This window comes from Caproiciproducens sp. NJN-50, from assembly GCF_004103755.1.
Taxonomy (GTDB): domain Bacteria; phylum Bacillota; class Clostridia; order Oscillospirales; family Acutalibacteraceae; genus Caproicibacter.
On record NZ_CP035283.1, the window covers coordinates 1659277 to 1680941 of the forward strand.

Consider the following 21665-nt stretch of genomic DNA (forward strand, 5'->3'; position numbering starts at 1 on the left):
ATATGGTATTTGGTTTTCGTCAGGTGTGTCCTAATATAATATATTTATATTATGCTTTTTCAAAAGCCGTGTCAATCATTTTTGAATTGAAAGAACGATTTCATTCTAATGCACAAAATTCGACTGAATTTCGGCCTCTTTCCATGTTTTTGCAGCCTTTCATAAGCAAAAATGCAAAAACAGCGAAGAAATTATTCTTTATAGCTAAAAAGGAACCCTGTTGAAGAACAGGGTTCCTTCCTACCATTGTCAGTGAAAAATCGTAATTTTATGATATACTTTTTTGCCCTTTTTAATAATCAGGCAGGCTTTCCCATTTCTGTCAAAGTCCTGTTCCGTAAAGATGGCAGCCGGATCGGAGACCTTATTTCCGTCGGCGGAGATGCCTCCCTGAACGACCAGCCTTTTGGCTTCACCGCGCGACGGCGCGAGATTTGCCTTGACCAGAAGATCAAGGATCCCAATGGCTCCGTCTGCAAAATCGGAGGGCGACAGCTCCGTGGTCGGCATGTTTTCCGTATCCGTGCCGCTCCCAAAAAGCGCCCGCGCCGCATCTCTGGCTTTCACCGCCTCATCCTCTCCGTGAATCTGCTTTGTCACTTCAAAGGCCAGAAGCTCTTTCGCGGGGTTCAGCTGCTCGCCGCTCAGAGAGGAGAACGCGTTGATTTGATCCATCGGGACGAAGGTCAGAATTTTCAGGCATTTTAAAACATCGGCATCCCCGACGTTTCGCCAGTACTGATAGAACTCAAACGGCGATGTTTTTCTCGGGTCGAGCCACACGGCTCCCTTTTCCGTTTTGCCCATTTTTTTGCCCTCGCTGTTGGTCAGCAGGGTAACCGTAATCCCGAAAGCTTCCTGATTTTCTTTCCTGCGGATCAGCTCCACGCCGCCGATAATGTTGCTCCACTGGTCGTCTCCGCCAAGCTGCAATCTGCAGCCATAACGCCGGTACAGCTCCAGAAAATCATAGCTCTGCATGATCATATAATTCATCTCAAAGAAAGAAAGGCCGCGCTCCAGCCTCTGCTTGTAGCATTCGGCGTCCAGCATGCGGTTCACGGAAAAGCAAACGCCGATGTCTCGGAGAAAGCTGATATAATTCAGATTGGAGAGCCAGTCCGCGTTGTTGGCCATAATTGCCTTATCATCTGAAAAATCGATCAGCCTGGACATCTGCTTCTGAAAGCAGGAGATATTGTGCGCGATTTCCTCCTCCGTCAGCATTTTCCTCATATCGGTCTTCCCCGTCGGGTCGCCGACCATGCCGGTGCCGCCTCCGAACAACGCGATCGGCGTATGGCCGGCCCGCTGCAGATGAGCCATCACCATGATCGGAATATAATGCCCCACATGCAGGCTGTCCGCAGTTGGGTCGAATCCGACATAAAACGTCGCCTTTTCCTCGTTAAGCAGGTGGCGGACCCGTTCCCGGTCCGTTGTCTGCGCAATCAGGCCCCGCTCTTCCAAAGTCTCAAAAACACCCATTCTATCATCCTCCATTTTGTCAGGGAACAATAAAAAAGCCCCCCGCAAAGTAGTTTTTGCAGAGGGCGGAAAATTCCGCGGTACCACCTCAGTTTACCGGCTTCCTCACGGAAGCGGCCTTACGGGTACAAAACCATACCCACACGCTGTAACGTGCGTTCCTTACGGCCGGACCTACTGGACGAATTCAATCCGGCGGCTCCAGGATGTATTTCATCCGGCAACCGCGCCTACTCGCACCGACCGCAGGCTCTCTGAGCGTTTGTTCCGGAGTACTTCTTCCCTTCTCAGCTGTTGAAAAATATTATAGATGCATTCCGTTCTCTTGTCAAGCTTCCGGCCGTCTTTCCGCCATCCGAAGCATTTCCTCCGCATTTTGAAGCATCAGCGGCGTGACATTCTCTCCGCCCATGATCCGGGCGAGCTCCTTCCGCCTTCCCTCCCGGTCCAGACGGTCCACCCGTGTGAACGTGCGGTTTTCCCGGACCTGTTTGCGGATCAGAAAATGCGTGTCGGCCAGCGCGGCGATCTGCGCCAAATGCGTCACGCAGATGACCTGGCGGTTTTGGGAAACTTCCCGCAATTTTAGTCCGACTTTCTGCGCCGCGCCGCCGCTGACGCCCGTGTCCACCTCGTCGAAGATCAGGGTCCCGATATCGTCCCTGCCCGCAAGGACCGTCTTGATTGCCAGCATGATGCGCGAAAGCTCGCCGCCGGATGCCACTTTCGCAATCGGCTTGGCCGGTTCCCCCGCATTGGTGGAAATATAGAATTCAATCCTGTCGCAGCCGGTTTCATCCATCGGAATAGAATCCTGCCGGATTTCAAAAGTCACGTCCGGCATGTTGAGGAACTGAAGCTCCGCCTTTACTTTTTCCGAAAAGACCTTTGCCGCACCGGCACGCCAGCAAGAAATCTCCTCGGCGAGGGATCTTGCCTGCGAATGAAACTTTTGATAGCTTGCCCTGAATTTCGCCGCGTTTTCATCCGAAAGCCGGATTGTCTCCAGTTCCATCCGGCATTTTTCAAGGTATTCAAGCATTTTCTCGACCGAGCCGCCGTATTTCAGGCCCAAACGGTAAATCGCGTCCAGTCTTGTCTCAATTTCGTCCAGTTCCGACGGATCATATTCCAGTTGAGAGGAAAAGCCTCTCATTTCCTCTCCACAGTCGTCCAGATCGTAGGAGATGGATTGAAGGCGCTCCGCCAGGCCGTGCAGCTCCGGGAGGAACCGTTCCGCATCGTTCAGCGCGGCGGCAGCCTCTGAGACGGCCGAAACAGCCCCCAATGTTTCCTCGTCTCCGCCAAGCGCCGCTTTTGCCCGAGAAATCGCCTGCGCGACCCGCTCGGAATTGCGGTACAGATTCTTCCGGCGATCCAGCTCTTCCTGTTCGCCCGGATGAAGATCCGCAGATTCCAGCTCGTCGATCTGATAGTTCAGCAGGTCGATCTGCCGTGCCTTCTGGGCCTGGTCTGTTTGACAGGAATCCAGCCCCGCTTTTGCGGCCAGCATGGAGTGATAGGCCTCCCGATAGCGCAGAGAGAGGTCAGCGGGCAAACCCATGCTGTCCAGATAGCCGACATGCAGCTCCGGAGACAGCAGACCGTAGCTCTCATGCTGTCCGTGTATGTTGATCAGCAGACTCCCGACTTCCTTCAGTACGGAAACGGTGGAAGGCCGTGCATTGATCCTGCAGGAGGTTTTGCCATCCGGGGAAATTTCCCGCTGGACAATCACGGTCCCGTCGTCTTCCACGGAATAGCCAAGCTCCCGAATCCTGTCGGCGGCGCGGCCGTTCTCAAGCTGAAAAACCGCGGAAACCAGAGCGCGGCTTGCGCCCGTGCGAATCAGCTCCCGCGACGTTCTTTCCCCCAAAACCGCATTGATGGAATCGATGATGATGGATTTGCCGGCGCCGGTTTCACCGGTCAAGATGTTGAACCCGGTGCCAAAATCGATCTGTGCTTTTTCAATCACGGCGATGTTTTCGATATAAAGCTGTGACAGCATGGCAATCACCTGACAAATTTTTTCAGTTCTGAAGACAACCTTTCCGCGGAACTATCATCCCTGGTCAAGATAAAAATCGTGTCGTCGCCTGACAGCGTTCCCACAATATTTTCCCATTGAAGAGCATCCATCGCGGCGCACACCGCATTTGCCATTCCGGTCAGGCACTTGACCGCGACCATATTCTGCGCGTAGTCGACGGAAAGGGCGGAATCGGAAAACAGAGAATAGAATTTTGTGGTGTAATCCTTTGTCTCGTCCTGCCCCACCGTATATTTGTATTTGCCGCTCGCGGTCAGGGTCTTGATCAGACGAAGCTCCTTGATGTCACGGGAAACGGTCGCCTGAGTCACTTCATACCCCTCTTCACGCAGACGGCGGAGCAGTTCCTCCTGTGTATCAATGGAATATTTCCCAATCAGCTCCAGTATTTTGGCGTGCCGTCGTTCCTTCATGGTCCGATTCTCCTCTCTCCAAGTTTATCGGTTACAATCTCATAAAAATTATTATTCTTCAGCTTTAATATTTTAACGGTGCCGGAAGATCTGGAAAATTCGATTCGGGTTCCGTCCGGAATTTTTAAAAAGATTTCACCGTCGATCGTAAGAATAATTTCGCTTTCATAATCAGAATGTGCCCGAACGCTCAGCTTTGCGTCCGGCCCGAAAACCACCGGCCTGCTGAGCAGAGAATGAGGGCAGATGGGAGAAAGAAGAATACAGTTCATCTGAGGATCAATGATCGGACCGCCTGCGGAAAGCGAGTACGCGGTGGAACCGGTCGGCGTGGAAAAAATCAGCCCGTCGGCTCGGTAATCGCACACTTTGGTGTCATCCAGCCGGACTTTGAAATCGAGAATCCGCGAAAGCGTTCCTCTCGCGATGACGGCGTCGTTGAAAGCGGTAAATATTTTGGATTTTTCCTCCTGATCGACCCGGACTTCCAGCATCATCCGGTCTTCAATCGTATAATCTCCGCTTGTCAGCTTTTCCAGGCGGTCCATCTCGTTGGTTTCCAGTCCTGCAATATAGCCCAGCCTTCCGGTATTGATGCCTAGAATCGGCTTTTGAGCAGTCGCGGCGCTACGGGCACAGTGGATAATCGTTCCGTCCCCGCCTACGGCAATAATAATATCACAGGCCTGGATCATTTCCGCTGTGTTGGAAAAAAGCAAAATTTCCTCGCCCGGAAACGACGGCCGGAACTCGGCCTTCATCAAGACCTTAATTTCAAGCTTTCGCAGCTTCTGAATCAGTCTGCGCGTGTAATACACCGCATGGTTTCGGCTCAGATTTGGAATCACCGCAGCCTTCAATCCGTTTCACCGCCATTCAGCCGCAAATGGGACTCTTTCACCAACGCGTCAATATCCGGCGCGACAGACACGGGGCAGTCAGATTTCTGAAGATATAAAAGGTATTCTATATTCCCCTCCGGCCCCTTGACCGGGGAATATGTCAACCCAAGGACAGAAAAACCATTCTCCAGAACAAAACCTATGATATTGTTAATCACCTGAGTATGAATTCTCTTGTCTCGGACGACGCCTTTCTTTCCAACGTTTTCACGCCCCGCCTCAAACTGGGGCTTGATCAGGCAGACGGCCTGTCCGTTCCCGGATAAAAAGCGACGCGCTACAGGCAGCACCAGGCGCAGAGAAATAAAGGAGACATCCACACTGAAAAATCCGATCGGCTCCGGCACCTGCTCGTTCGTCAAGTAGCGAACATTCGTCCTCTCCAAGCTGACGACACGGGGATCAATTCGCAGTTTCCAGGCAAGCTGACCGTAACCGACATCGATGGAATAAACTTTTTTCGCTCCGTTCTGAAGCATACAGTCCGTAAATCCGCCGGTGGAAGCCCCGATATCCATCGTAACTTTTCCCCTCAGGTCAATAGGAAACGCGGCAAGCGCTTTTTCCAGCTTGAGCCCCCCGCGGCTTACATAGGGAAGCCGGTCTCCCCTCACCTCAATCTGAACTTCCACTGGAAGCAAGGTACCGGGTTTATCCTGCTTTTGTCCCTCAACATAAACCTGGCCCGCCATAATGACCGCTTTGGCTTTTTCCCTGCTCTCCATGAGTCCCCGGTCAAAAATCAGGCAGTCCAGTCTTTTTTTCTGAATCAATTCGAGCACTCCGATGCAATCAATTCGGCAATACCCCCGGCGCTGAGTCCAAGCTGTGCCAAAGCCTGGGCCATCGTTTCGTGCATGACGAAACCGTTGATCGCACGGAGGTAAAATTTGCCGGCAAAAGAAGCTTGGCTGAGAAGATAGGCGAAACATTCCCCGATGCCGCCCTGTGCAATGCCTTCTTCAAAGAAGAAAATGGTCCTGGCATTTAATACACAGCGGATTGCTTCGGGATCAATCGGGAAAATGCGGTTTAACTTCAGAATTCGGATGTTCAGCCCCTTTTCCCTGAGGTAAGTCAATGCCTGACATGCATTGGAAAACAGTCTTCCATAGGTGACAAGAACGATATCGGCAGACTCTTCTCCGTAAAGGTCAAAAGCCTCGCGGCTGCCGTGAAAGTCAAACGGGCGGAAAAGCTGTTCTCCCCTTGGATAGCGCACCGCCGCCAGCCCGTCACAGTCATAGAGTGCCTGATGGAGACAGTTCTGAAGCTCATCGTAATAAGAAGGGGAATAGATCGTGATGCCGGGAACCGTTTTAAGAAAAGCGGTGTCGAAAATCCCCTGATGCGTCTCGCCGTCTTCGCCGACGATTCCCGCCCGGTCGACCGCCAGAACAATTTTAACTCTTTGCAGTGCGACGTCGTGGATCACCTGGTCATATCCCCGTTGCAAAAAAGAGGAATACACCGCAAAGACGGGAAGCATCCCGCCGCAGGCAAGCCCTCCGGCGAAAGTGACGGCATGTTCCTCGGCGATTCCGGTATCAAAAAAGCGTTCCGGAAACTTTTCGGAAAAATCCTTCAGCCCGGTGCCTTCCTGCATGGCGGCGGTAATGGCACAGATCCTTTCGTCCTCCGACGCGAGAGAACACAATTTATTTCCGAATACCGAAGAAAAACTTCCGGCCGATTTGACCGGTTTTCCCGTTTTCACATCAAAAGAGGAGATCCCGTGAAAAGCTTTGGGATTTTCCTCGGCAAATGCATAGCCCTTTCCTTTGCGTGTCAGAACATGAATGAGGACTGGGTGCTGTATGCTTTTTACGTTATTGAATACTTCGATCAGTTTTTCCGTGTCATGACCGTCAAACGGGCCGTAGTAGTAAAAGCCCATGTCCTCAAAGATCGTGCTGTTATATAAAAGCTGCTTGAGAACAGATTTCGATTTGGTCAGCGCGTGCCGGAACGGCTTGCCGACTCCGGGAATATGATCCAGGATATTCTCAATATTTCCCTTGATTTTAAAGTAAGAGGGCTTGGTGCGGATGCGCGCCAGATAGCGGGCCATGGAGCCAACGTTGCGGGAAATAGACATCTTGTTGTCATTTAAAACGACGATAAAATTCTTATGAAGGCGGCCCGCATTATTCATCCCTTCATAAGCAAGACCGCCGGTCAGGGCGCCGTCTCCAATGACGGCGACCACATGACCCGGTTCACCCTTCAGTTCCTTGGCTTTGAAAATTCCAAGGGCAGCCGAGATGGAAGTACTGCTGTGCCCGGATGTAAACGGATCGTGAGGACTTTCCATGCGGTTTGGAAAGCCCGAGATCCCCCCGTGCGTCCGAATGGTCCCAATGCGGTCAAATCTGCCCGTCAACATTTTGTGCGTATACGACTGATGCCCCACATCCCAGACGATTTTATCCTCCGGAGAATGAAAAACCCGATGCAGGGCGACGGTCAGTTCGACAACCCCAAGGTTCGAAGCCAGGTGCCCTCCGTTCGTGGAAACCGTTTGGATGATTTGTTCCCGAATCTCGTCGCACAACTGCTTCAGCTGGCCGGGCGCAAGCCGCTGCAGATCTGTCGGGGAGGAAATTGATTTTAACAGGCTGCCCATAGAATCAGCGGACTTTCTTCTGGTCCGGAATCGCGTTTTGGATTTTCGCCGCGGTCAGAGTGTTTCTCAGAAGCATGGCGATCGTCATGGGGCCAACTCCTCCCGGAACCGGAGTAAGGTAAGACGCCAGCTTGCTGACGGGCTCAAAATCAACGTCTCCGCACAGTTTGCCGTTTTCGTCGCGGTCCATGCCCACGTCGATCACGCAGGCGCCCGGCTTGACCATGTCGGCCGTGATGAATTTCGGCTTTCCGACGGCCGCAACCAAAATATCCGCCCTTCGGCAGACTTCACCAAGGTCTTTTGTCTTGCTGTGACAGATGGTGACGGTGCCATTCTCATGCATCAGCAGCATAGCCATCGGCTTGCCGACGATGTTGCTGCGTCCCACGACAACGCAATTTTTTCCCCCGACCGGTATCTTCTCCCGGTGCAGCAGCTCCATGATCCCCGCCGGAGTGCAGGGAAGAAAACGGTAATTGCCCACCATGATCCGTCCAACATTGGAAGGATGAAACGCATCCACATCCTTCCAGGGGTCGATTGCCTCGATGACAGATTCTTCATCCAGTCCGTCAGGCAGCGGAAGCTGAACAAGAATTCCATGAATTTCTTTTTTATGGTTCAGCCGGTTCACCAATTCAAAAAGCTCATCCTGGTGGGTGCTTTCCGACAAAGCATATTTTTCAGAGTAAATGCCCACCGCCGCACAGGCTTTCTCTTTTAGATTCACATAGGTCTGGGAAGCGGGATCGCTGCCGACCAAAACCACGGCAAGACCGGGGACAATTCCCTTCTGTTTCAACTCCTGGACCTCAAGCGCAACTTCGGCTTTGATTTCCGCGGAAATCGCTTTTCCGTCAATCAGCTTTGTCATTGCCTGTTTCCTCCTTCCCTTCCGGCTTCACTTCGATGGAAGAATCCGGTTCCTCACGATTTTCTGCCGCCGGTTTTTCATTCGCTTCGCCGTTGTGAGTTTCATCAATGCCCTCCGTTTCTCCTTCAATAATGGTTTTGGCCTCGTCGGCGGAAGCAAAAATTGTGCTGGTCCCGTCGTCGGTATAGCTTTCGTCGATTTCTTCCGGTTTGACTTCATCGACAATGGAATTGAGTTCCATGATTTTGCGCGATCCGCAGCCGGTCAGAACCGTTCTGTTCCGGAAAACGATCAGAAGCGCGACAGAAGCGATCACCGCGACAACCGCAACAACCTGGGATACCCTGAGAGGAACGACCGGGGTGATGAGGCTGTCGGTCCGGAGTCCCTCGATAAAGAAACGCCCCACGCCGTACCAGAGAATATAAAGAAGGAAAACCTGTCCATCGTATCTTCTGTATTTTCTGCTGACGATATGTAGCAGGAGAAAGCCGAACAGGCACCAGAGAGACTCGTAAAGAAAGCAGGGATGTACCCCTCCCGCGGAGACGAGGTCGGTGTTTTCACTGACCATCCTCCAGGGAAGGCTGGTTCCCGTGCCAAAAGCCTCCTGATTGACAAAGTTGCCCCACCGGCCGATGGATTGTCCGATCAAAAATCCAAGGGATGCGAGATCCAGGACCGCCGGAACGCTGAGTTTCCGAAATCTGGCCATCAGCGAACCGGACAGCAGCCCGCCGATAATGCCGCCGTAGATGCCAAGGCCGCCGTTCCAGATATATAGAATGCTGACCGGGTTTTTGAGGTATTGGTCGCTTGCGTCAAAGAGGACGTAATAAAGCCGCGCCCCGATGACGCCGAAAATGATTCCGACCATGACGACGTCGACAAAACGATCAGGATCGACCCTCAATTTTTTGCAGCTTGCCATCGCATATAGAAATGCCAACAGGAATCCGGCTGCAATGATAATCCCATACCAGGCGATCGGGTGGCTCCCGATCTTGAAGGCAATGGGATTCAGGGTAATATTGATCCCCAGCCCCGGGAATTGAACATGATACATCTCGCACCACCATTTCTCCACGCAATACAGCTTTTAAGCTCTCAGTTCCGCCGGGCCTCAGCGTGGAAAGCTCCGCCGGTATCCGTTTCCTTACTGGTTTGGCAATACGACGGACAAAGAAGAGAGCTCCGGCCGCAGTTGATCCTCCAGCCTGGCCAAGATGGAATCCATATCCGCTTCCGCTACCGCGTCAATGTATTCAAATAACTCACGTCCGGAAAAAGCGAGCGAAACAAGGGAATTCGCAATGCTGCCGACATGATTGAGCGAAGCAATGTTTTTCCCGTAAACCGACTTTTTGGCACGTTCGAGCATCTGCCGGTCAAAACCGTTTTTCCGCACGTTTTCTATTTCCTGTTTGATTTCCCGCGCAACCCGCTCAGGGTCCTTGGATTCTCCTGAGAAAATGACGGAGGCATAGCCGGGCCCTTCAAAATATTCATTGCCGAAAGAGGCTTCGTTAATCAAATCCGCATCCAGCAGACGGCGAAACAGAGGCGTCGCACTGGATGACAGCGCTTCCAGTAAAATCTCGGTTTCCGCAACCTGTTTCGTCGAGGGCCTTTGTCCGACGTTGAGCTCTTTAAAGCCTAGCTCAAAAAGCGGCACCGCGACGGAAAGCTTCTGTTCCACCCGGGCTTTTATAATATGGTTCGGTTCCTCTTCAAAAATGCGGTCGATCTGGACGGGTTTAGAAGGCTTGAGCATTTTATCGCAGAGCTCCGCAACCCGGTCCGGCTGAACATTCCCCGCAATGCACAGAGCCATATTATTCAGGTTATAAAACGTATGATAGCACTGATACAGCAGTTCCGGCGTGATCTGCGCAATGCTTTTCACCGTGCCGGCGATATCCAGCCTGACCGGATGCTTCTGGTAAAGCGCTTCCAGAAGGTTGAAAAGGACCCTCCACTGGGGGTCGTCGTCATACATTTTGATTTCCTGACCGATGATCCCCTGCTCCTTCTGCACGGTCTGCTCCGTAAAATAAGGCGACTGGACAAAATCAAGCAGGATTTCAAGGGATTCGTAAACGCTTTCCGTGCACGAAAACAAATAGCACGTCATATCAAACGACGTATAAGCGTTTGCCGACGCGCCGGTTTTCGCAAAGCGCTCAAAGGCGTCGCCGTCCTCGCTTTCAAACAGCTTATGTTCCAGATAATGGGCGATGCCCGCCGGAACCCGATGAGGTTCGCTTTCATCCTTTGTTTTAAAGCAGTTGTCGATCGATCCGTATTTCGTTCCGAAGATCGCATAAGTCGAATTATTCTTTTCCTTCGGATAGACCGTTACCATCAGCCCGGAGGAGTGTTTCCCTGTAAAATAATAGTCTCCCGTGCGTTCGCTTGTTACTTTTTTCAGCCAATCCATCAGGCTTCCACCCCGCTTCCTTCCAGGCGATAAACCGTATCCAAAGTGATTTTCCTCGCCGCCTCCACGACCTGTTCCCTCGTCACACTGCCGACCAGTCCCGCTTCCTCCTCCGGCTTTTTGACTTCCGGACGGAACGTCTGGGAAAGATACCACGCTTCCAGTCCGTCGAGAGAATCGGAGAGGGTCCGGTAACTGTTGCAGAGGCTCAGTTTGGCGGCGGACAGTTCCTCTTCGTCGAAATTGCCGTCTTGAACTTCTTTCAGCTGATGAAGGATCTCCTGCTTCGCGCGGTCAATATTTTTTGTTTCCACGCCGCTTTGGACCAGCATGATGCCCTTCATCGGATTGAACGTCGAACTGCAGTAATAGCAGAGGCTCAGCTTTTCCCTGACATTCAGAAACAGTTTGGAACTCGGGGTTCCGCCAAAAAGAGCGTTGAGCAGCTTCATGGCAGGAACTTCGGCCGACGGTTCCGCGCAGGCGGTGCGGAAACCCATCACCAGCTTGGACTGCACCACATCCATCTTTTCAGCGGATTCAGCCACCTTCTGTGCGGACGGAACAACTTTGTTCGGGCACTCGACGGGGTCTGTCCGGGCAAGATTCTGAAACGCCGCGTAAAAATCCCGATAAACGGGTTCCGGGTCACAATCTCCAAGCACCATGATTTCCGCTCTGGAACGGTGGATCAGATTTTCCCACGCCGGAGTGAGTTCCTCAAGCTTCAGACCCTGAAGCTGCTGACGAGTCCCGCAGCGGCCGATCCCGTAGGGCTCCTTTGAACACATCAGCTCTTCGCATTTCAGTTTGGCGTACATGCGTTTATCGTTGAATTCAGAATCCAGCATTTCGATCAGCTGTCTTTTTTCCTGGTTAAAACCCTGAACAGAAAAAAGGCCGTTTTCAAACGGAGGATCGAAAACGATACTGCAAAGCAGCTTTGCAAGCTCCGCGGAAACACGTTCTCCCTTTAAGGAATACCGGTCGGCGATGCCGGATGCGGATATGGACAGGACCTGGACGTCTCCGAGCTTTTGCACATTTGCGTCCAACACGGCGCCGTACAGTTCCGCAAGGTGTTCATTCAATTTTGTATAATCGGGATATTTTCTGCTCGCGCGGCTTAGTAGAAATGGTAAAATCGAATGCGCGAAAACGGTTTCTTTTGCAAGAGGCCATAAAAAATGAACGGACATGCGGATTGTTTTAAAACGATCGTCACGAATGCTGCTGAAATTCACGCCGCTGCAAACAGCCCGCTGTTCAATTCCTGTCATGTTAGATTTCATCTCCAAAACAGATTCGGTGAAACAAAAATAATTATACCACAATTCAACAACATAGAAAAGAATGATTCGATAGGATTCCATTAAAATTTACAGGATAGAAAACGAACGGCTCTGTTCTGTCTTGTCGATTGCGGAAAACGGTGCTATAATGTTTTTTTATCAGACTGGGATAGAGGTGTTGTCTTGAAAATCCTGCGGAATCGGTCGGTCGCTGCCGAATTGGGAATTGTTTTGGTCACCATGATCTGGGGAAGCAGTTTTGTCGTTGTGAAAAATGCAACGGACACCATTGGGCCTGCGGCGATTATTGTTTTTCGGTTCGGCACTGCGGCTGTTTTTCTCTGCCTTTTCTTTTTTCGGCGTTTAAAAGAGATCCGGATATCACACGTCAAATGGGGATTGCTGATCGGTCTTCAGAACTTCGTCGCATACGAATTTCAGACGATTGGCGTAAAATACACAACCGCGGGAAAAAATGCATTTCTTACCGCGGTTTATTGTGTCATTGTACCGTTTTTATACTGGGCTGTCAAGAAACAGAAACCGCGCCTTTTCCATCTTATTTCCGCCTTTTTATGCATGGCGGGAGTCGGCCTTCTTTCCGTCCAAAGCGGCTTCTCCATCAATCTGGGAGACCTGCTTTCTCTCGTCTGCGGACTGTTTTTCGCCATGCAGATTGTAACCATCAGTATTCTAACCGAAAAAAGCGACCCTATACTGCTTTGCATCACACAGGCGGTCGCGACCACAATTTTAGCACTGCCGTTCGCGCTTTTCACAGAGAATTTTCCAACCGCTCTGCCGACGCAGTCGGTCTTTTCCCTTCTTTATCTCGGAGTAGTCGGGACCATGCTGACGACGGTGCTTCAGACGATCTGTCAAAAATACACACCGCCGTCCAAAGCTTCCTTGATCATGTCCCTGGAATCGGTGTTCGGCACCATCTGCGGGATTATTTTTCTGCATGAATCTCTGACCCTGCGTTCTTTCGGCGGTTTTCTGATGATTTTTCTTGCCATCCTGCTTTCAGAACGCGGAGATCTGCTGTTCGCCGCAAGAGGGAAACTGAAAACAGGCCAGAGCAGCTGATAAAATTGCCTCCCGGTTGGCTGCCGGGGGGCAATTTTTATCAATCGTCTGCGCGGGTCACATTTTTTCCAGTGAGCCGCGGATATCGTCGAGGATATCTTCTATATTTTCGATGCCGACGGACATGCGGATCATACTCGGGCTGATCCCGGCGGCTTTCAGCTGCTCGTCATTCAGCTGACGGTGAGTTGTGCTTGCGGGATGCAGCACGCAGGTGCGCAGATCCGCAACGTGAATGACGATGGAAGCAAGTTTCAGATTTTCCATAAACTTCGCCGCCGCCTCCCTGCCGCCTTTCACCCCGAAGGAGATGACACCGCAGGTTCCGTGGGGCATATATTTCATCGCAAGAGCGTGGTATTTGCTGCTTTCCAGTTCGGGGTAATTGACCCATTCTATTTGATTGCTGCTCTCCAGAAATTTCGCGACCGCCAAAGCATTGGAACAATGACGCTCCATTCGCAGCGCGAGCGTTTCGAGCCCCACATTCAGCAGGAATGCATTCATGGGAGCGGACTGCGCCCCAAGGTCGCGCATCAGGTGGACGCGCGCTTTCACAATGTAAGCGCTTTTCCCAAAATCCTTCGTATAGACCGTGCCGTGGTAGGATTCGTCAGGCTCGGTCAGCATCGGGAATTTCCCGTTTTCCCAATTGAAGTTTCCGCTGTCGACAATCACGCCGCCGACCTGCAACGCATGGCCGTCCATATACTTCGTGGTGGAATGCACGACAATATCAGCCCCGAACTGAAACGGGTGGCAGTTGACGGGAGTCGGGAACGTGTTGTCCACAATGAGCGGAACGCCGTGCGCGTGAGCAACTTTTGCGAAAAGCTCCAGATCCGTTACGACAAGAGAGGGATTGGACAGCGTCTCTGCGAACACACAGCGCGTATTTTCCCGGAACGCCGCATTCAGTTCTTCTTCCGTACATTCCGCGGAGACGAAAGTGCATTCGATTCCCATTTCACGCATCGTCTTATTGAAGAGATTGAAGGTCCCGCCGTAAATCGCGCTGCATGCAACAAAATGGTCGCCCGCATGACAGACGTTCAGAACGGAGATCAGGGAGGCGGCCTGGCCCGCAGAGGTCATCAGCGCACCGACGCCGCCTTCCAGCACGGCGATTTTCTTTTCCACGGCATCAACGGTAGGATTGCTGATTCTGGTATAAAAAAAGCCGTCCTCTTTCAGGTCGAAAATCGCACCGAGAGTTTCCGCGCTGTCATACTTGAAAGTCGTGCTTTGAACGATCGGGAGGACTCTCGATTCTCCGTTCTTCGGTTCGTATCCCGCATGGATGCAGTCGGTGTCAATATGATGTCCCATTCTTTCCAAACTCCTTTGTTTCGATTCATTTAAATGGTTGGTTTTATCAGTGGAATGCCGACTTTAAAAAATCGATCAAACGATCCGCCATCGTCACTACGGCCCAAACGAGGATTAAAAAAGCAGCAGCGGACACAATGCGCACAAAGGTGCGCTTCCAACGGCTCATGGCCGTTAAATCAGGTTCCTCTTCCGCCTGATTTTCAAAAGCGACCTTCTGTGCGGATCCACTCTCGTCCAATGCTCCGATTCCCTTAAGAATTTCCTCACAGCGTTCCACTTCTCCGTATGGCACAAAAATGTGATAAAGCGAGTTCGGCATCTTCCCATACAAAATGGAAGGCGGCGCACCGGGCCCACACATCCGCTCTTCATGCGGAATGCCGCCCTCATCAAACGCAGCGCGGATCATGCCGCATTTCGTTTCATCCGCCGTATAGAGCAAAACAGGGTCGTTTGCCTCAACCTCGCGGAGCTTTCTGTTTCCGCAAGACGGACATGCAGCCCCTGTTTTGACAAGGATCTGGCATCTTGGGCAGTAGCGCATCGGTTTCACTTCCATTTCTTTTCCATCATAACAATTTTTAAATTAAATTTCAAGCGGTGATTCTACTTTCCCCTTTCCCAAACCGGCTGAAGCTGTTCTCCTTTCAGTGCCGCCAGGGCGGCGGGCAGAATCAAACTGAAATCCGCGACCACAGAATTTGGCTTTTCTTCCGGATTATCCTGCTGCATGGGCACGAAATAAATATGTTTCGCATTCATCAGTCTTCCGAGGTTCTGCGCGGAAACCGCCAGCGCGTCATTGGTGGCGGGGGCCAGAACAATCGGAATGCCGATTCTCAGGCACGACTTTACAGCCATCGTAACCGAAGTGTCCGTGATGCCGTTCGCCAGTTTCGCGAGGGTATTGCCGGTGCACGGCGCGACGATCATCAGGTCCGCGAGCTTTTTCGGGCCGATCGGTTCTGAACCCACAATGCTGGTAATAACGTCTCTGCCGCAGATATCGCTGACCTGCCAGACGAAATCCTTCGCCCTCCCGAAACGCGTGTCGGTGGAAGATGCGTTTTCCGACATGATCGGCAGAAGCCGATACCCTTTGGCAGCAATTTTTCTCATCTCGTCCAGCACGGTATCAAATGTGCAATAGGATCCACACATGGCGAATCCGAATGTGAGCTCGTTCACAGCGCCGTCACTCCTTCAAAATGTGATAGATGGTTTCTTTGATGATTTCTCCCGCCGCCTTCGGCGCCACCTTACCGGGAAGATTCAGTGCCTGAACGACCGGGATTCCCAGTTCCTCCGCCGCCTGCCGGTCAACGCCTCCGGGCAGGGAGGCAAGGTCTATGATCAGAGGGCGGTTCTGCATCTTTGCCAGCACGGGACGGCTGAAAACCGGTGCGGGCACCGTGTTGAAGATCATGTCGCACTCTATTTCCCCGGCTTTTTCCGTCAGCACGGCGGAATATCCGTAGGACCGGATCCAGGCAAGATCCTGCGCCTTTCTCGCGCTGACGGTCACATTGGCGCCGATTCCTCTCAGCATCCAGGCAAGCACCTTTCCGATCCGTCCGAAGCCCGCCACAAGGCACCGGCTGCCGTTCAGCGTGCCGGCATATTCCCCGATCGCGATCCGGATCGCTCCTTCCGCCGTCGGGACCGCGTTCCTTACGGCAAATTCCTCCCACAGGCTGAAATCGTGGGTACGAATCGCTTCCCACAGCCTGCTCGTCTGAAAAAGCTGTTCCATTTTTCCCCCGAACACCCGTTTTTCAAGCAGCAGCTTTGCAAACCCGTCGTCCAGAACAACCTGTTCCCCGCTGTAGTCCATTTTCAAGTGGACCCCGTCCTTTGTAACCGGCAGAGGAAGAACGACGTTTTCATAGCTATTTATGGTTTCTTCCAAATCAGCCTTTTTGATCTTTCCGGTAAAATCGACGTCGTCAAATCCAAAAACAGCGACCGGATATCCATCCGAAGCGATGGACTCCGCCATCGCGATCTGCCGTCCGTCACCGCCCAGAATCCCAAAACTCCAGCCGACCGCCATATGAAAACCTCCGTTATTGTTTTTCCCTCATAATATGGAGAGCTTCTCCGCTGTGTGATTTCAGCGGAGAAGCATAAAAATATATTTTCTGTTGCATATCTTCCAAAAGATGATTATTATAAATATGTTTGGCAATATATTTATTGAGGCAATCTCTTCGCAAAAACGACGGTAAGGAGCATAACTGATGGAATTTGACGACATCCTGTCAAAAATTAAAAAAATACATTTTATTGGAATAGGCGGTTCGGGGATGTGCCCGATCGCGGAAATTCTGTTTCATAAAGGATATGAGCTGACCGGTTCCGACATCAGCGAATCGGATACTCTCGAGCGGGTCCGTTCTTACGGCATTCCTGTTTTTATGGGGCAAAGGGCCGAAAATATCGGCGAAGCGGAGCTGGTGGTTTATACCGCCGCCGTGAAACAGGATAATCCGGAACTGGTGGCGGCACGCGAAAGAAACATCCCTACGGTGGAGCGCTCCGTCATGCTCGGCATGGTGACGCAGCGCTACAAAAACGCGGTGGCGGTTTCCGGCACCCACGGCAAAACGACGACGACCGCCATGATCACCCAGGTCCTGCTGGGAGCGGGGAAAGACCCCTCCGCAATTATCGGCGGAAAGCTGCCGCTGATCGGCGGCAACGGCCGCGTGGGACGTTCCGATACCATTGTCTGTGAAGCCTGCGAATATGTGGATACGTTTCTGCAGCTCCACCCTGCGGTTTCCATTATTCTGAACATCGACAACGACCACCTCGACTATTTCGGCACGGTGGAAAACACCATCCGTTCCTTCCATCAGTTTGCCGAACAGACATCCCGGTTGATTATCGTAAACGGGGACAATGAAAACGCCAGAAAGGCGGTCGAGGGAGTCAGCGGACCGAAGATTGTCACGTATGGCTTTGGGAAAGAAAATGATTACTATGCGGACGAAATCCGCGATTCCCTGCGGGCGCGTGAACAGTTCAGCGTCTTCTATCGCGGCAGGAAACTGGCTGAAGTCGATCTGAGCGTTCCGGGAAAGCACAATATCTACAACGCTTTGGCCGCCTTTGCAGCGGCGGACGATCTGGGCGTCGACGCTCAGGACATCGCGGAAAACCTCCATCGATTTACCGGTGTTCACCGCCGGTTTGAACGCCTGGGCGAATTCGGCGGCGTGACGGTTGCGGATGATTTTGCACACCATCCGACCGAAATAGCAGCCACACTGACCGCGGCAAAGCAGATGGGCTTTTCCCGGGTATGGGCGGTTTTTCAGCCGCATACCTATTCCAGAACCTTTCTTTTGCTGGACGATTTCGCAAAAGTGCTGCGGATTGCCGACCGGGTCGTCCTCTCCGAAATTCTTGCCGTCCGGGAGACGAACACGTATAACATCTACGCGAAGGACCTTGCCGCAAAAATCCCCGGCTGCGTCTGGTTTAAGACGTTCGATGAGATCGCCGGCTATATGATCGAGAACGCAAGGGACGGCGACCTGATCTTGACCCTCGGCGGCGGCGATATCTATAAATGCGCGAATTTAATCGTCGAGAAATATCAGAAAATGGGCAAAAAATAACGGCGGAATTTTCCGCCGCAAAAATTTTCAGGAGCCGGTTCCGGCTCCCCTTTTTTATGTCAGAATTCTTTCCCCGGTCAGAAACCGCTCCAGCTCCTCCGCCCCCGCGAAACGATGTCCCTGAAAGCCCTGCCGCACCGCCTCGTCGATATTTTCCTGCATGTCGTCGATGAACAGGCATTCCGAAGGAAGAAGTTCAAATTTCTCACACAGCCGCCGGTAGATGGCCGGGTCCGGCTTTACGAGCTTTTCCTCCGCGGAAATCAGGAAGCCGTCGAAATGCCGGAACATCGCCACCTCCCCGTAAAACCGGAGGAAGCGCAGGCTTACATTCGAAAGCAGATACAGGCGGTATCCGTTTTGCCGGATCCGGTCCACCAGTTCCGGCATTCCCGGAACCGGGTCCAGAACGCAGCGCCAATGGTCCATGGCGGTCGCGACGGCTTCCGCAAACTGCGGAATGCGTTTCTGGACTTCAGACACGGCATAGCTTTCCTCTATGGTCCCGGCGTCCAGCAGCAGCCATTCCGGCCCGCCGAACAGCTCCTTCACCACGGCGTCGGCGGCCTCCGGGTCCTCCAGCAGAGATTCAGCGTATTTCCTCGGATTGTAATCGGACAGGACATTGCCCATGTCGAATACGACGTTTCGGACCACCGGACTCCCCCCTTTCTCACACGGCCGAATGATTTCCCGCCAGAATCTTTTTCAGGTACTGCCCGGTGTAGGACTCCGGCACCCGTGCCACCTCTTCCGGCGTGCCGGCCGCCACGACCTGTCCTCCCGCGTTACCGCCCTCCGGGCCTAAATCGACGATATAATCCGCCGTCTTGATCAGATCCAGATTATGCTCGATGACGAGGACCGTGTTTCCTCCGTCCACCAGCTTCTGCAATACTTCGATCAGTTTGTGAACGTCCGCGATGTGCAGGCCCGTGGTCGGCTCGTCCAGGATGTAAATAGTGCGGCCCGTCGGGCGCTTTCCCAGTTCCGCCGCCAGCTTGACACGCTGCGCCTCACCGCCGGAGAGAGTGGTCGCGGGCTGGCCGATCTTCACGTATCCAAGGCCCACGTCCTGAATCGTCTGCAGCTTGCGCGCGATGCGGGGAATTTCGGAAAAGAACTGAAGGCCTTCCTCCACAGTCATTTCGAGAACGTCGTAGATGCTTTTTCCCTTGTATTTGATTTCGAGCGTTTCCCGGTTGTACCGCTTTCCCTTGCACACGTCGCAGGGGACGTAGACGTCCGGAAGGAAATTCATCTCGATCTTGATGATACCGTCGCCCTCGCACGCCTCGCACCGTCCTCCCTTCACATTAAAGGAGAAACGGCTCGATGTATAACCGCGCAGCTTCGCATCCTGGGTGGAGGCGAACAGGATCCGGATATCGGTAAACACGCCGGTATAGGTTGCCGGATTGGAACGGGGCGTGCGGCCGATCGGCGACTGGTCGATCTGAATGACCTTGTCGAGCGCGTCAAGGCCGGTTATTTTTTTGAAAGAGCCGGGCCGGCTTTTCGCTCCGTTCAGTTCCGCGGCCAGATACTTGTAGAGGATTTCATTGATCAGCGAGGACTTGCCGGAGCCGGAGACACCGGTGACGCAGATGAATTCTCCGAGCGGAAATTCCACGCTGATGTTTTTCAGGTTGTTCTGCGAGGCCCCGGCGACGGAAAGTTTTTTCCCGTTGCCCTTGCGCCTGACTTCCGGAATTTCCACTTTCCTGCGGCCGCTCAGGTAGTCGCCCGTGACGGAGCCTTTGCAGTTCAGAATATCCTTCACCTTTCCGCTGAACACCACTTCCCCGCCGTGAACCCCGGCGCCCGGGCCGATATCGACGATGTGGTCGGCGGCCAGCATGGTCTCCTCGTCGTGCTCGACGACGATCACCGTGTTGCCGATATCCCGCAGGTGCTTCAGGGTATCCAGCAGCTTCGCGTTGTCTCTTTGATGCAGGCCGATGCTGGGCTCGTCCAGAATGTACAGCACGCCGGTCAAAGAGGAACCGATCTGCGTCGCGAGCCGGATCCGCTGGCTCTCCCCGCCGGAGAGCGTCCCCGCGGAGCGCGAAAGCGTCAGGTATTCCAGCCCGACGTTCTTCAGGAAGCCGAGGCGGCTGCGAATCTCCCGCAAAATCAATCGGGCGATCATGGTTTCCCGGTCCGTCAGCTTCAGCCCGTCAAAAAATTCAAGCGCCTCCGTCACCGATTTGCCGCACAGGTCGGCGATATTGATCCCGCCAACCGTGACGGACAGGCTGGTGGGCGACAGGCGCTTGCCGTGACAGGCATCGCAGGGGATTGCGCTCATATACGACTGGATCTCCTCTTTGATCCAGTTGCTCTGCGTGTCCCGGTAACGGCGCTCCAGGTTATTGACGATCCCCTCGAATTCCGTCTGATAAACGCTGTGCGCGTATTCGCTGCTGCGCTCCACCCGGATCTTTTCCCCGTTCGTGCCGTACAGCAGGATGTCGATCACCTGCTTCGGCAGTTCGCCGATTGGAGTGTCGAGTGAAAAATGATAATGCTTCGCAAGCGCGCGGAAATACATCGCCGCAATGGTGTTGCCCTCCATGGCCCATCCCCCCGCTTTGATGCCGCCCTGGTTGATGGAGAGGGATTTGTCCGGAAGGATCAGGTCCGGGTCGATTTTCATGAAGACGCCGAGTCCGGCGCACTTAGGGCAGGCCCCGAAGGGGTTGTTGAAGGAAAACATGCGGGGCGTCAGTTCCTCCACGCTGACGCCGTGTTCCGGGCAGGCGTAATTCTGGGAAAAAACATGGTCTTCCCCGTCCACAACGCTGACGACCGTCAGGCCGCCCGACAGTCCGGAGGCGGTTTCAATGGAATCCGCCAGACGGGAGCGCACGGAGGGATGGATTACAAGCCGGTCCACCACGATTTCAATGGTATGCTTTTTATTCTTTTCCAGCTTGATCGTCTCGGAAAGGTCATAGATGATGCCGTCCGCGCGTACACGGACATACCCGCTTTTTCTGGCGGCCTCAAACTCCTTGAGATGCTCTCCCTTTCTCTCGCGCACCACCGGCGCCAGCACCAGGATTTTTAAACCTTCCGGCAGATTCATGACCTGGTCGACGATCTGATCGACGGTCTGCTGGCGGATTTCCCGTCCGCAGACCGGGCAGTGAGGAATTCCGATCCGCGCGTACAGCAGACGCAGATAATCGTAGATTTCCGTCACCGTGCCGACCGTGGAACGCGGATTTTTCGAGGTCGTCTTCTGATCGATGGAAATCGCCGGGGACAGCCCGTCGATGGAATCGACGTCCGGCTTGTCCACCTGGCCCAGAAACTGGCGCGCGTAGGAAGAAAGCGACTCCACATATCTGCGCTGCCCTTCCGCGTAAATCGTGTCAAACGCAAGCGAGGACTTCCCGGAGCCGGAAAGTCCTGTAAAGACGATCAGCTTGTCGCGCGGAATCTCCAAATCAATATTTTTTAGATTATGTTCTCTTGCGCCTTTAATCAGAATGTTTTTTGCTGGCATAGTTCCTCCGTAA

The 21665-nt window shown here is 53.0% G+C and carries 18 protein-coding genes and 1 other annotated feature; of the genes, 2 read left to right on the top strand and 16 right to left on the bottom strand.

Annotated features, from left to right (window positions below; translation table 11 throughout):
• Positions 1-249: 249 nt before the first annotated feature.
• From tyrS to yfmF, 10 genes are all read right to left on the bottom strand, one after another.
• Positions 250-1488, bottom strand: a complete 1239-nt coding sequence (gene tyrS / locus EQM14_RS07985; protein ID WP_128742449.1) for a tyrosine--tRNA ligase — start codon at positions 1486-1488, stop codon at positions 250-252.
• Positions 1489-1546: 58 nt separating this feature from the next.
• Positions 1547-1786 (bottom strand) — a binding site (T-box leader).
• A 30-nt stretch (positions 1787-1816) separates the two neighbouring features.
• Positions 1817-3499 carry a DNA repair protein RecN gene (gene recN / locus EQM14_RS07990; RefSeq protein WP_128742450.1) on the bottom strand — a complete coding sequence of 561 codons (1683 nt, stop codon included), beginning with the start codon at positions 3497-3499 and terminating at the stop codon, positions 1817-1819.
• A gap of 5 nt (positions 3500-3504) precedes the next feature.
• Complete coding sequence (locus EQM14_RS07995; RefSeq protein ID WP_128742451.1) at positions 3505-3954, bottom strand: arginine repressor; 450 nt, start codon at positions 3952-3954, stop codon at positions 3505-3507.
• Positions 3951-4814 carry an NAD(+)/NADH kinase gene (locus EQM14_RS08000; RefSeq protein WP_128742452.1) on the bottom strand — a complete coding sequence of 288 codons (864 nt, stop codon included), beginning with the start codon at positions 4812-4814 and terminating at the stop codon, positions 3951-3953. The genes EQM14_RS07995 and EQM14_RS08000 overlap by 4 nt, the downstream gene beginning before the upstream one ends.
• Positions 4811-5629, bottom strand: coding sequence for a TlyA family RNA methyltransferase (locus EQM14_RS08005; protein WP_128742453.1), 819 nt, complete (start codon positions 5627-5629; stop codon positions 4811-4813). The genes EQM14_RS08000 and EQM14_RS08005 overlap by 4 nt, the downstream gene beginning before the upstream one ends.
• Positions 5626-7482, bottom strand: a complete 1857-nt coding sequence (gene dxs / locus EQM14_RS08010) for a 1-deoxy-D-xylulose-5-phosphate synthase (RefSeq protein ID WP_128742454.1) — start codon at positions 7480-7482, stop codon at positions 5626-5628. Before dxs ends, EQM14_RS08005 begins: the two co-directional genes overlap by 4 nt.
• 4 nt (positions 7483-7486) lie before the next feature.
• A complete protein-coding gene (folD, locus tag EQM14_RS08015; protein WP_128742455.1) occupies positions 7487-8359 on the bottom strand; it encodes a bifunctional methylenetetrahydrofolate dehydrogenase/methenyltetrahydrofolate cyclohydrolase FolD in 873 nt (290 codons plus the stop codon).
• Positions 8343-9425 carry a prolipoprotein diacylglyceryl transferase gene (lgt, locus tag EQM14_RS08020; RefSeq protein WP_128742456.1) on the bottom strand — a complete coding sequence of 361 codons (1083 nt, stop codon included), beginning with the start codon at positions 9423-9425 and terminating at the stop codon, positions 8343-8345. The genes folD and lgt overlap by 17 nt, the downstream gene beginning before the upstream one ends.
• A gap of 90 nt (positions 9426-9515) precedes the next feature.
• Positions 9516-10799 carry an EF-P 5-aminopentanol modification-associated protein YfmH gene (gene yfmH / locus EQM14_RS08025; protein ID WP_128742457.1) on the bottom strand — a complete coding sequence of 428 codons (1284 nt, stop codon included), beginning with the start codon at positions 10797-10799 and terminating at the stop codon, positions 9516-9518.
• Complete coding sequence (gene yfmF / locus EQM14_RS08030) at positions 10799-12079, bottom strand: EF-P 5-aminopentanol modification-associated protein YfmF (protein ID WP_243112467.1); 1281 nt, start codon at positions 12077-12079, stop codon at positions 10799-10801. The genes yfmH and yfmF overlap by 1 nt, the downstream gene beginning before the upstream one ends.
• 195 nt (positions 12080-12274) lie before the next feature.
• Here yfmF and EQM14_RS08035 point away from each other — a divergent pair, with 195 nt between their 5' ends.
• Positions 12275-13180, top strand: a complete 906-nt coding sequence (locus EQM14_RS08035; protein WP_128742459.1) for a DMT family transporter — start codon at positions 12275-12277, stop codon at positions 13178-13180.
• A gap of 57 nt (positions 13181-13237) precedes the next feature.
• Here the strand turns inward: EQM14_RS08035 and EQM14_RS08040 are convergent, their stop codons facing one another.
• The 4 genes from EQM14_RS08040 to EQM14_RS08055 are packed head-to-tail and all read right to left on the bottom strand — an operon-like array spanning position 13238 to position 16565.
• Positions 13238-14509, bottom strand: coding sequence for an O-acetylhomoserine aminocarboxypropyltransferase/cysteine synthase family protein (locus EQM14_RS08040; RefSeq protein ID WP_128742460.1), 1272 nt, complete (start codon positions 14507-14509; stop codon positions 13238-13240).
• Positions 14510-14555: 46 nt separating this feature from the next.
• Positions 14556-15071 carry a hypothetical protein gene (locus EQM14_RS08045; RefSeq protein WP_128742461.1) on the bottom strand — a complete coding sequence of 172 codons (516 nt, stop codon included), beginning with the start codon at positions 15069-15071 and terminating at the stop codon, positions 14556-14558.
• Between the two features lie 47 nt (positions 15072-15118).
• The gene (locus tag EQM14_RS08050; RefSeq protein WP_128742462.1) at positions 15119-15700 is read right to left on the bottom strand and encodes a dipicolinate synthase subunit B; all 582 of its coding nucleotides are present in this window, start codon (positions 15698-15700) and stop codon (positions 15119-15121) included.
• A 7-nt stretch (positions 15701-15707) separates the two neighbouring features.
• Positions 15708-16565: a dipicolinate synthase subunit DpsA gene (locus tag EQM14_RS08055; protein WP_128742463.1), complete on the bottom strand. Its 858-nt coding sequence runs from the start codon at positions 16563-16565 to the stop codon at positions 15708-15710.
• 187 nt (positions 16566-16752) lie between these two features.
• On the opposite strand from EQM14_RS08055, the gene murC reads away from it, so the two are divergent.
• Complete coding sequence (murC, locus tag EQM14_RS08060; protein WP_128742464.1) at positions 16753-18138, top strand: UDP-N-acetylmuramate--L-alanine ligase; 1386 nt, start codon at positions 16753-16755, stop codon at positions 18136-18138.
• Positions 18139-18192: 54 nt separating this feature from the next.
• Here the strand turns inward: murC and EQM14_RS08065 are convergent, their stop codons facing one another.
• Together EQM14_RS08065 and uvrA are read right to left on the bottom strand one after the other, a co-directional pair.
• Entirely contained in the window at positions 18193-18795 is a 603-nt protein-coding gene (locus EQM14_RS08065; protein WP_128742465.1) for an HAD family hydrolase, read from the bottom strand.
• A gap of 16 nt (positions 18796-18811) precedes the next feature.
• On the bottom strand, positions 18812-21652 hold the full coding sequence (uvrA, locus tag EQM14_RS08070) for an excinuclease ABC subunit UvrA (RefSeq protein ID WP_128742466.1): 2841 nt from the start codon (positions 21650-21652) through the stop codon (positions 18812-18814).
• Between the last annotated feature and the right edge of the window lie 13 nt (positions 21653-21665).

Bases quoted from the DNA above. Each gene is read 5' to 3' on its own strand.
- yfmF (WP_243112467.1), bottom strand. From the start codon at position 12,079: ATGACAGGAATTGAACAGCGGGCTGTTTGCAGCGGCGTGAATTTCAGC.
- yfmH (WP_128742457.1), bottom strand. From the start codon at position 10,799: ATGGATTGGCTGAAAAAAGTAACAAGCGAACGCACGGGAGACTATTAT.
- murC (WP_128742464.1), top strand. From the start codon at position 16,753: ATGGAATTTGACGACATCCTGTCAAAAATTAAAAAAATACATTTTATT.
- uvrA (WP_128742466.1), bottom strand. From the start codon at position 21,652: ATGCCAGCAAAAAACATTCTGATTAAAGGCGCAAGAGAACATAATCTA.
- recN (WP_128742450.1), bottom strand. From the start codon at position 3,499: ATGCTGTCACAGCTTTATATCGAAAACATCGCCGTGATTGAAAAAGCA.
- EQM14_RS08055 (WP_128742463.1), bottom strand. From the start codon at position 16,565: ATGGCGGTCGGCTGGAGTTTTGGGATTCTGGGCGGTGACGGACGGCAG.
- EQM14_RS07995 (WP_128742451.1), bottom strand. From the start codon at position 3,954: ATGAAGGAACGACGGCACGCCAAAATACTGGAGCTGATTGGGAAATAT.
- dxs (WP_128742454.1), bottom strand. From the start codon at position 7,482: ATGGGCAGCCTGTTAAAATCAATTTCCTCCCCGACAGATCTGCAGCGG.
- tyrS (WP_128742449.1), bottom strand. From the start codon at position 1,488: ATGGGTGTTTTTGAGACTTTGGAAGAGCGGGGCCTGATTGCGCAGACA.
- folD (WP_128742455.1), bottom strand. From the start codon at position 8,359: ATGACAAAGCTGATTGACGGAAAAGCGATTTCCGCGGAAATCAAAGCC.
- EQM14_RS08040 (WP_128742460.1), bottom strand. From the start codon at position 14,509: ATGGGACATCATATTGACACCGACTGCATCCATGCGGGATACGAACCG.
- EQM14_RS08045 (WP_128742461.1), bottom strand. From the start codon at position 15,071: ATGGAAGTGAAACCGATGCGCTACTGCCCAAGATGCCAGATCCTTGTC.
- lgt (WP_128742456.1), bottom strand. From the start codon at position 9,425: ATGTATCATGTTCAATTCCCGGGGCTGGGGATCAATATTACCCTGAAT.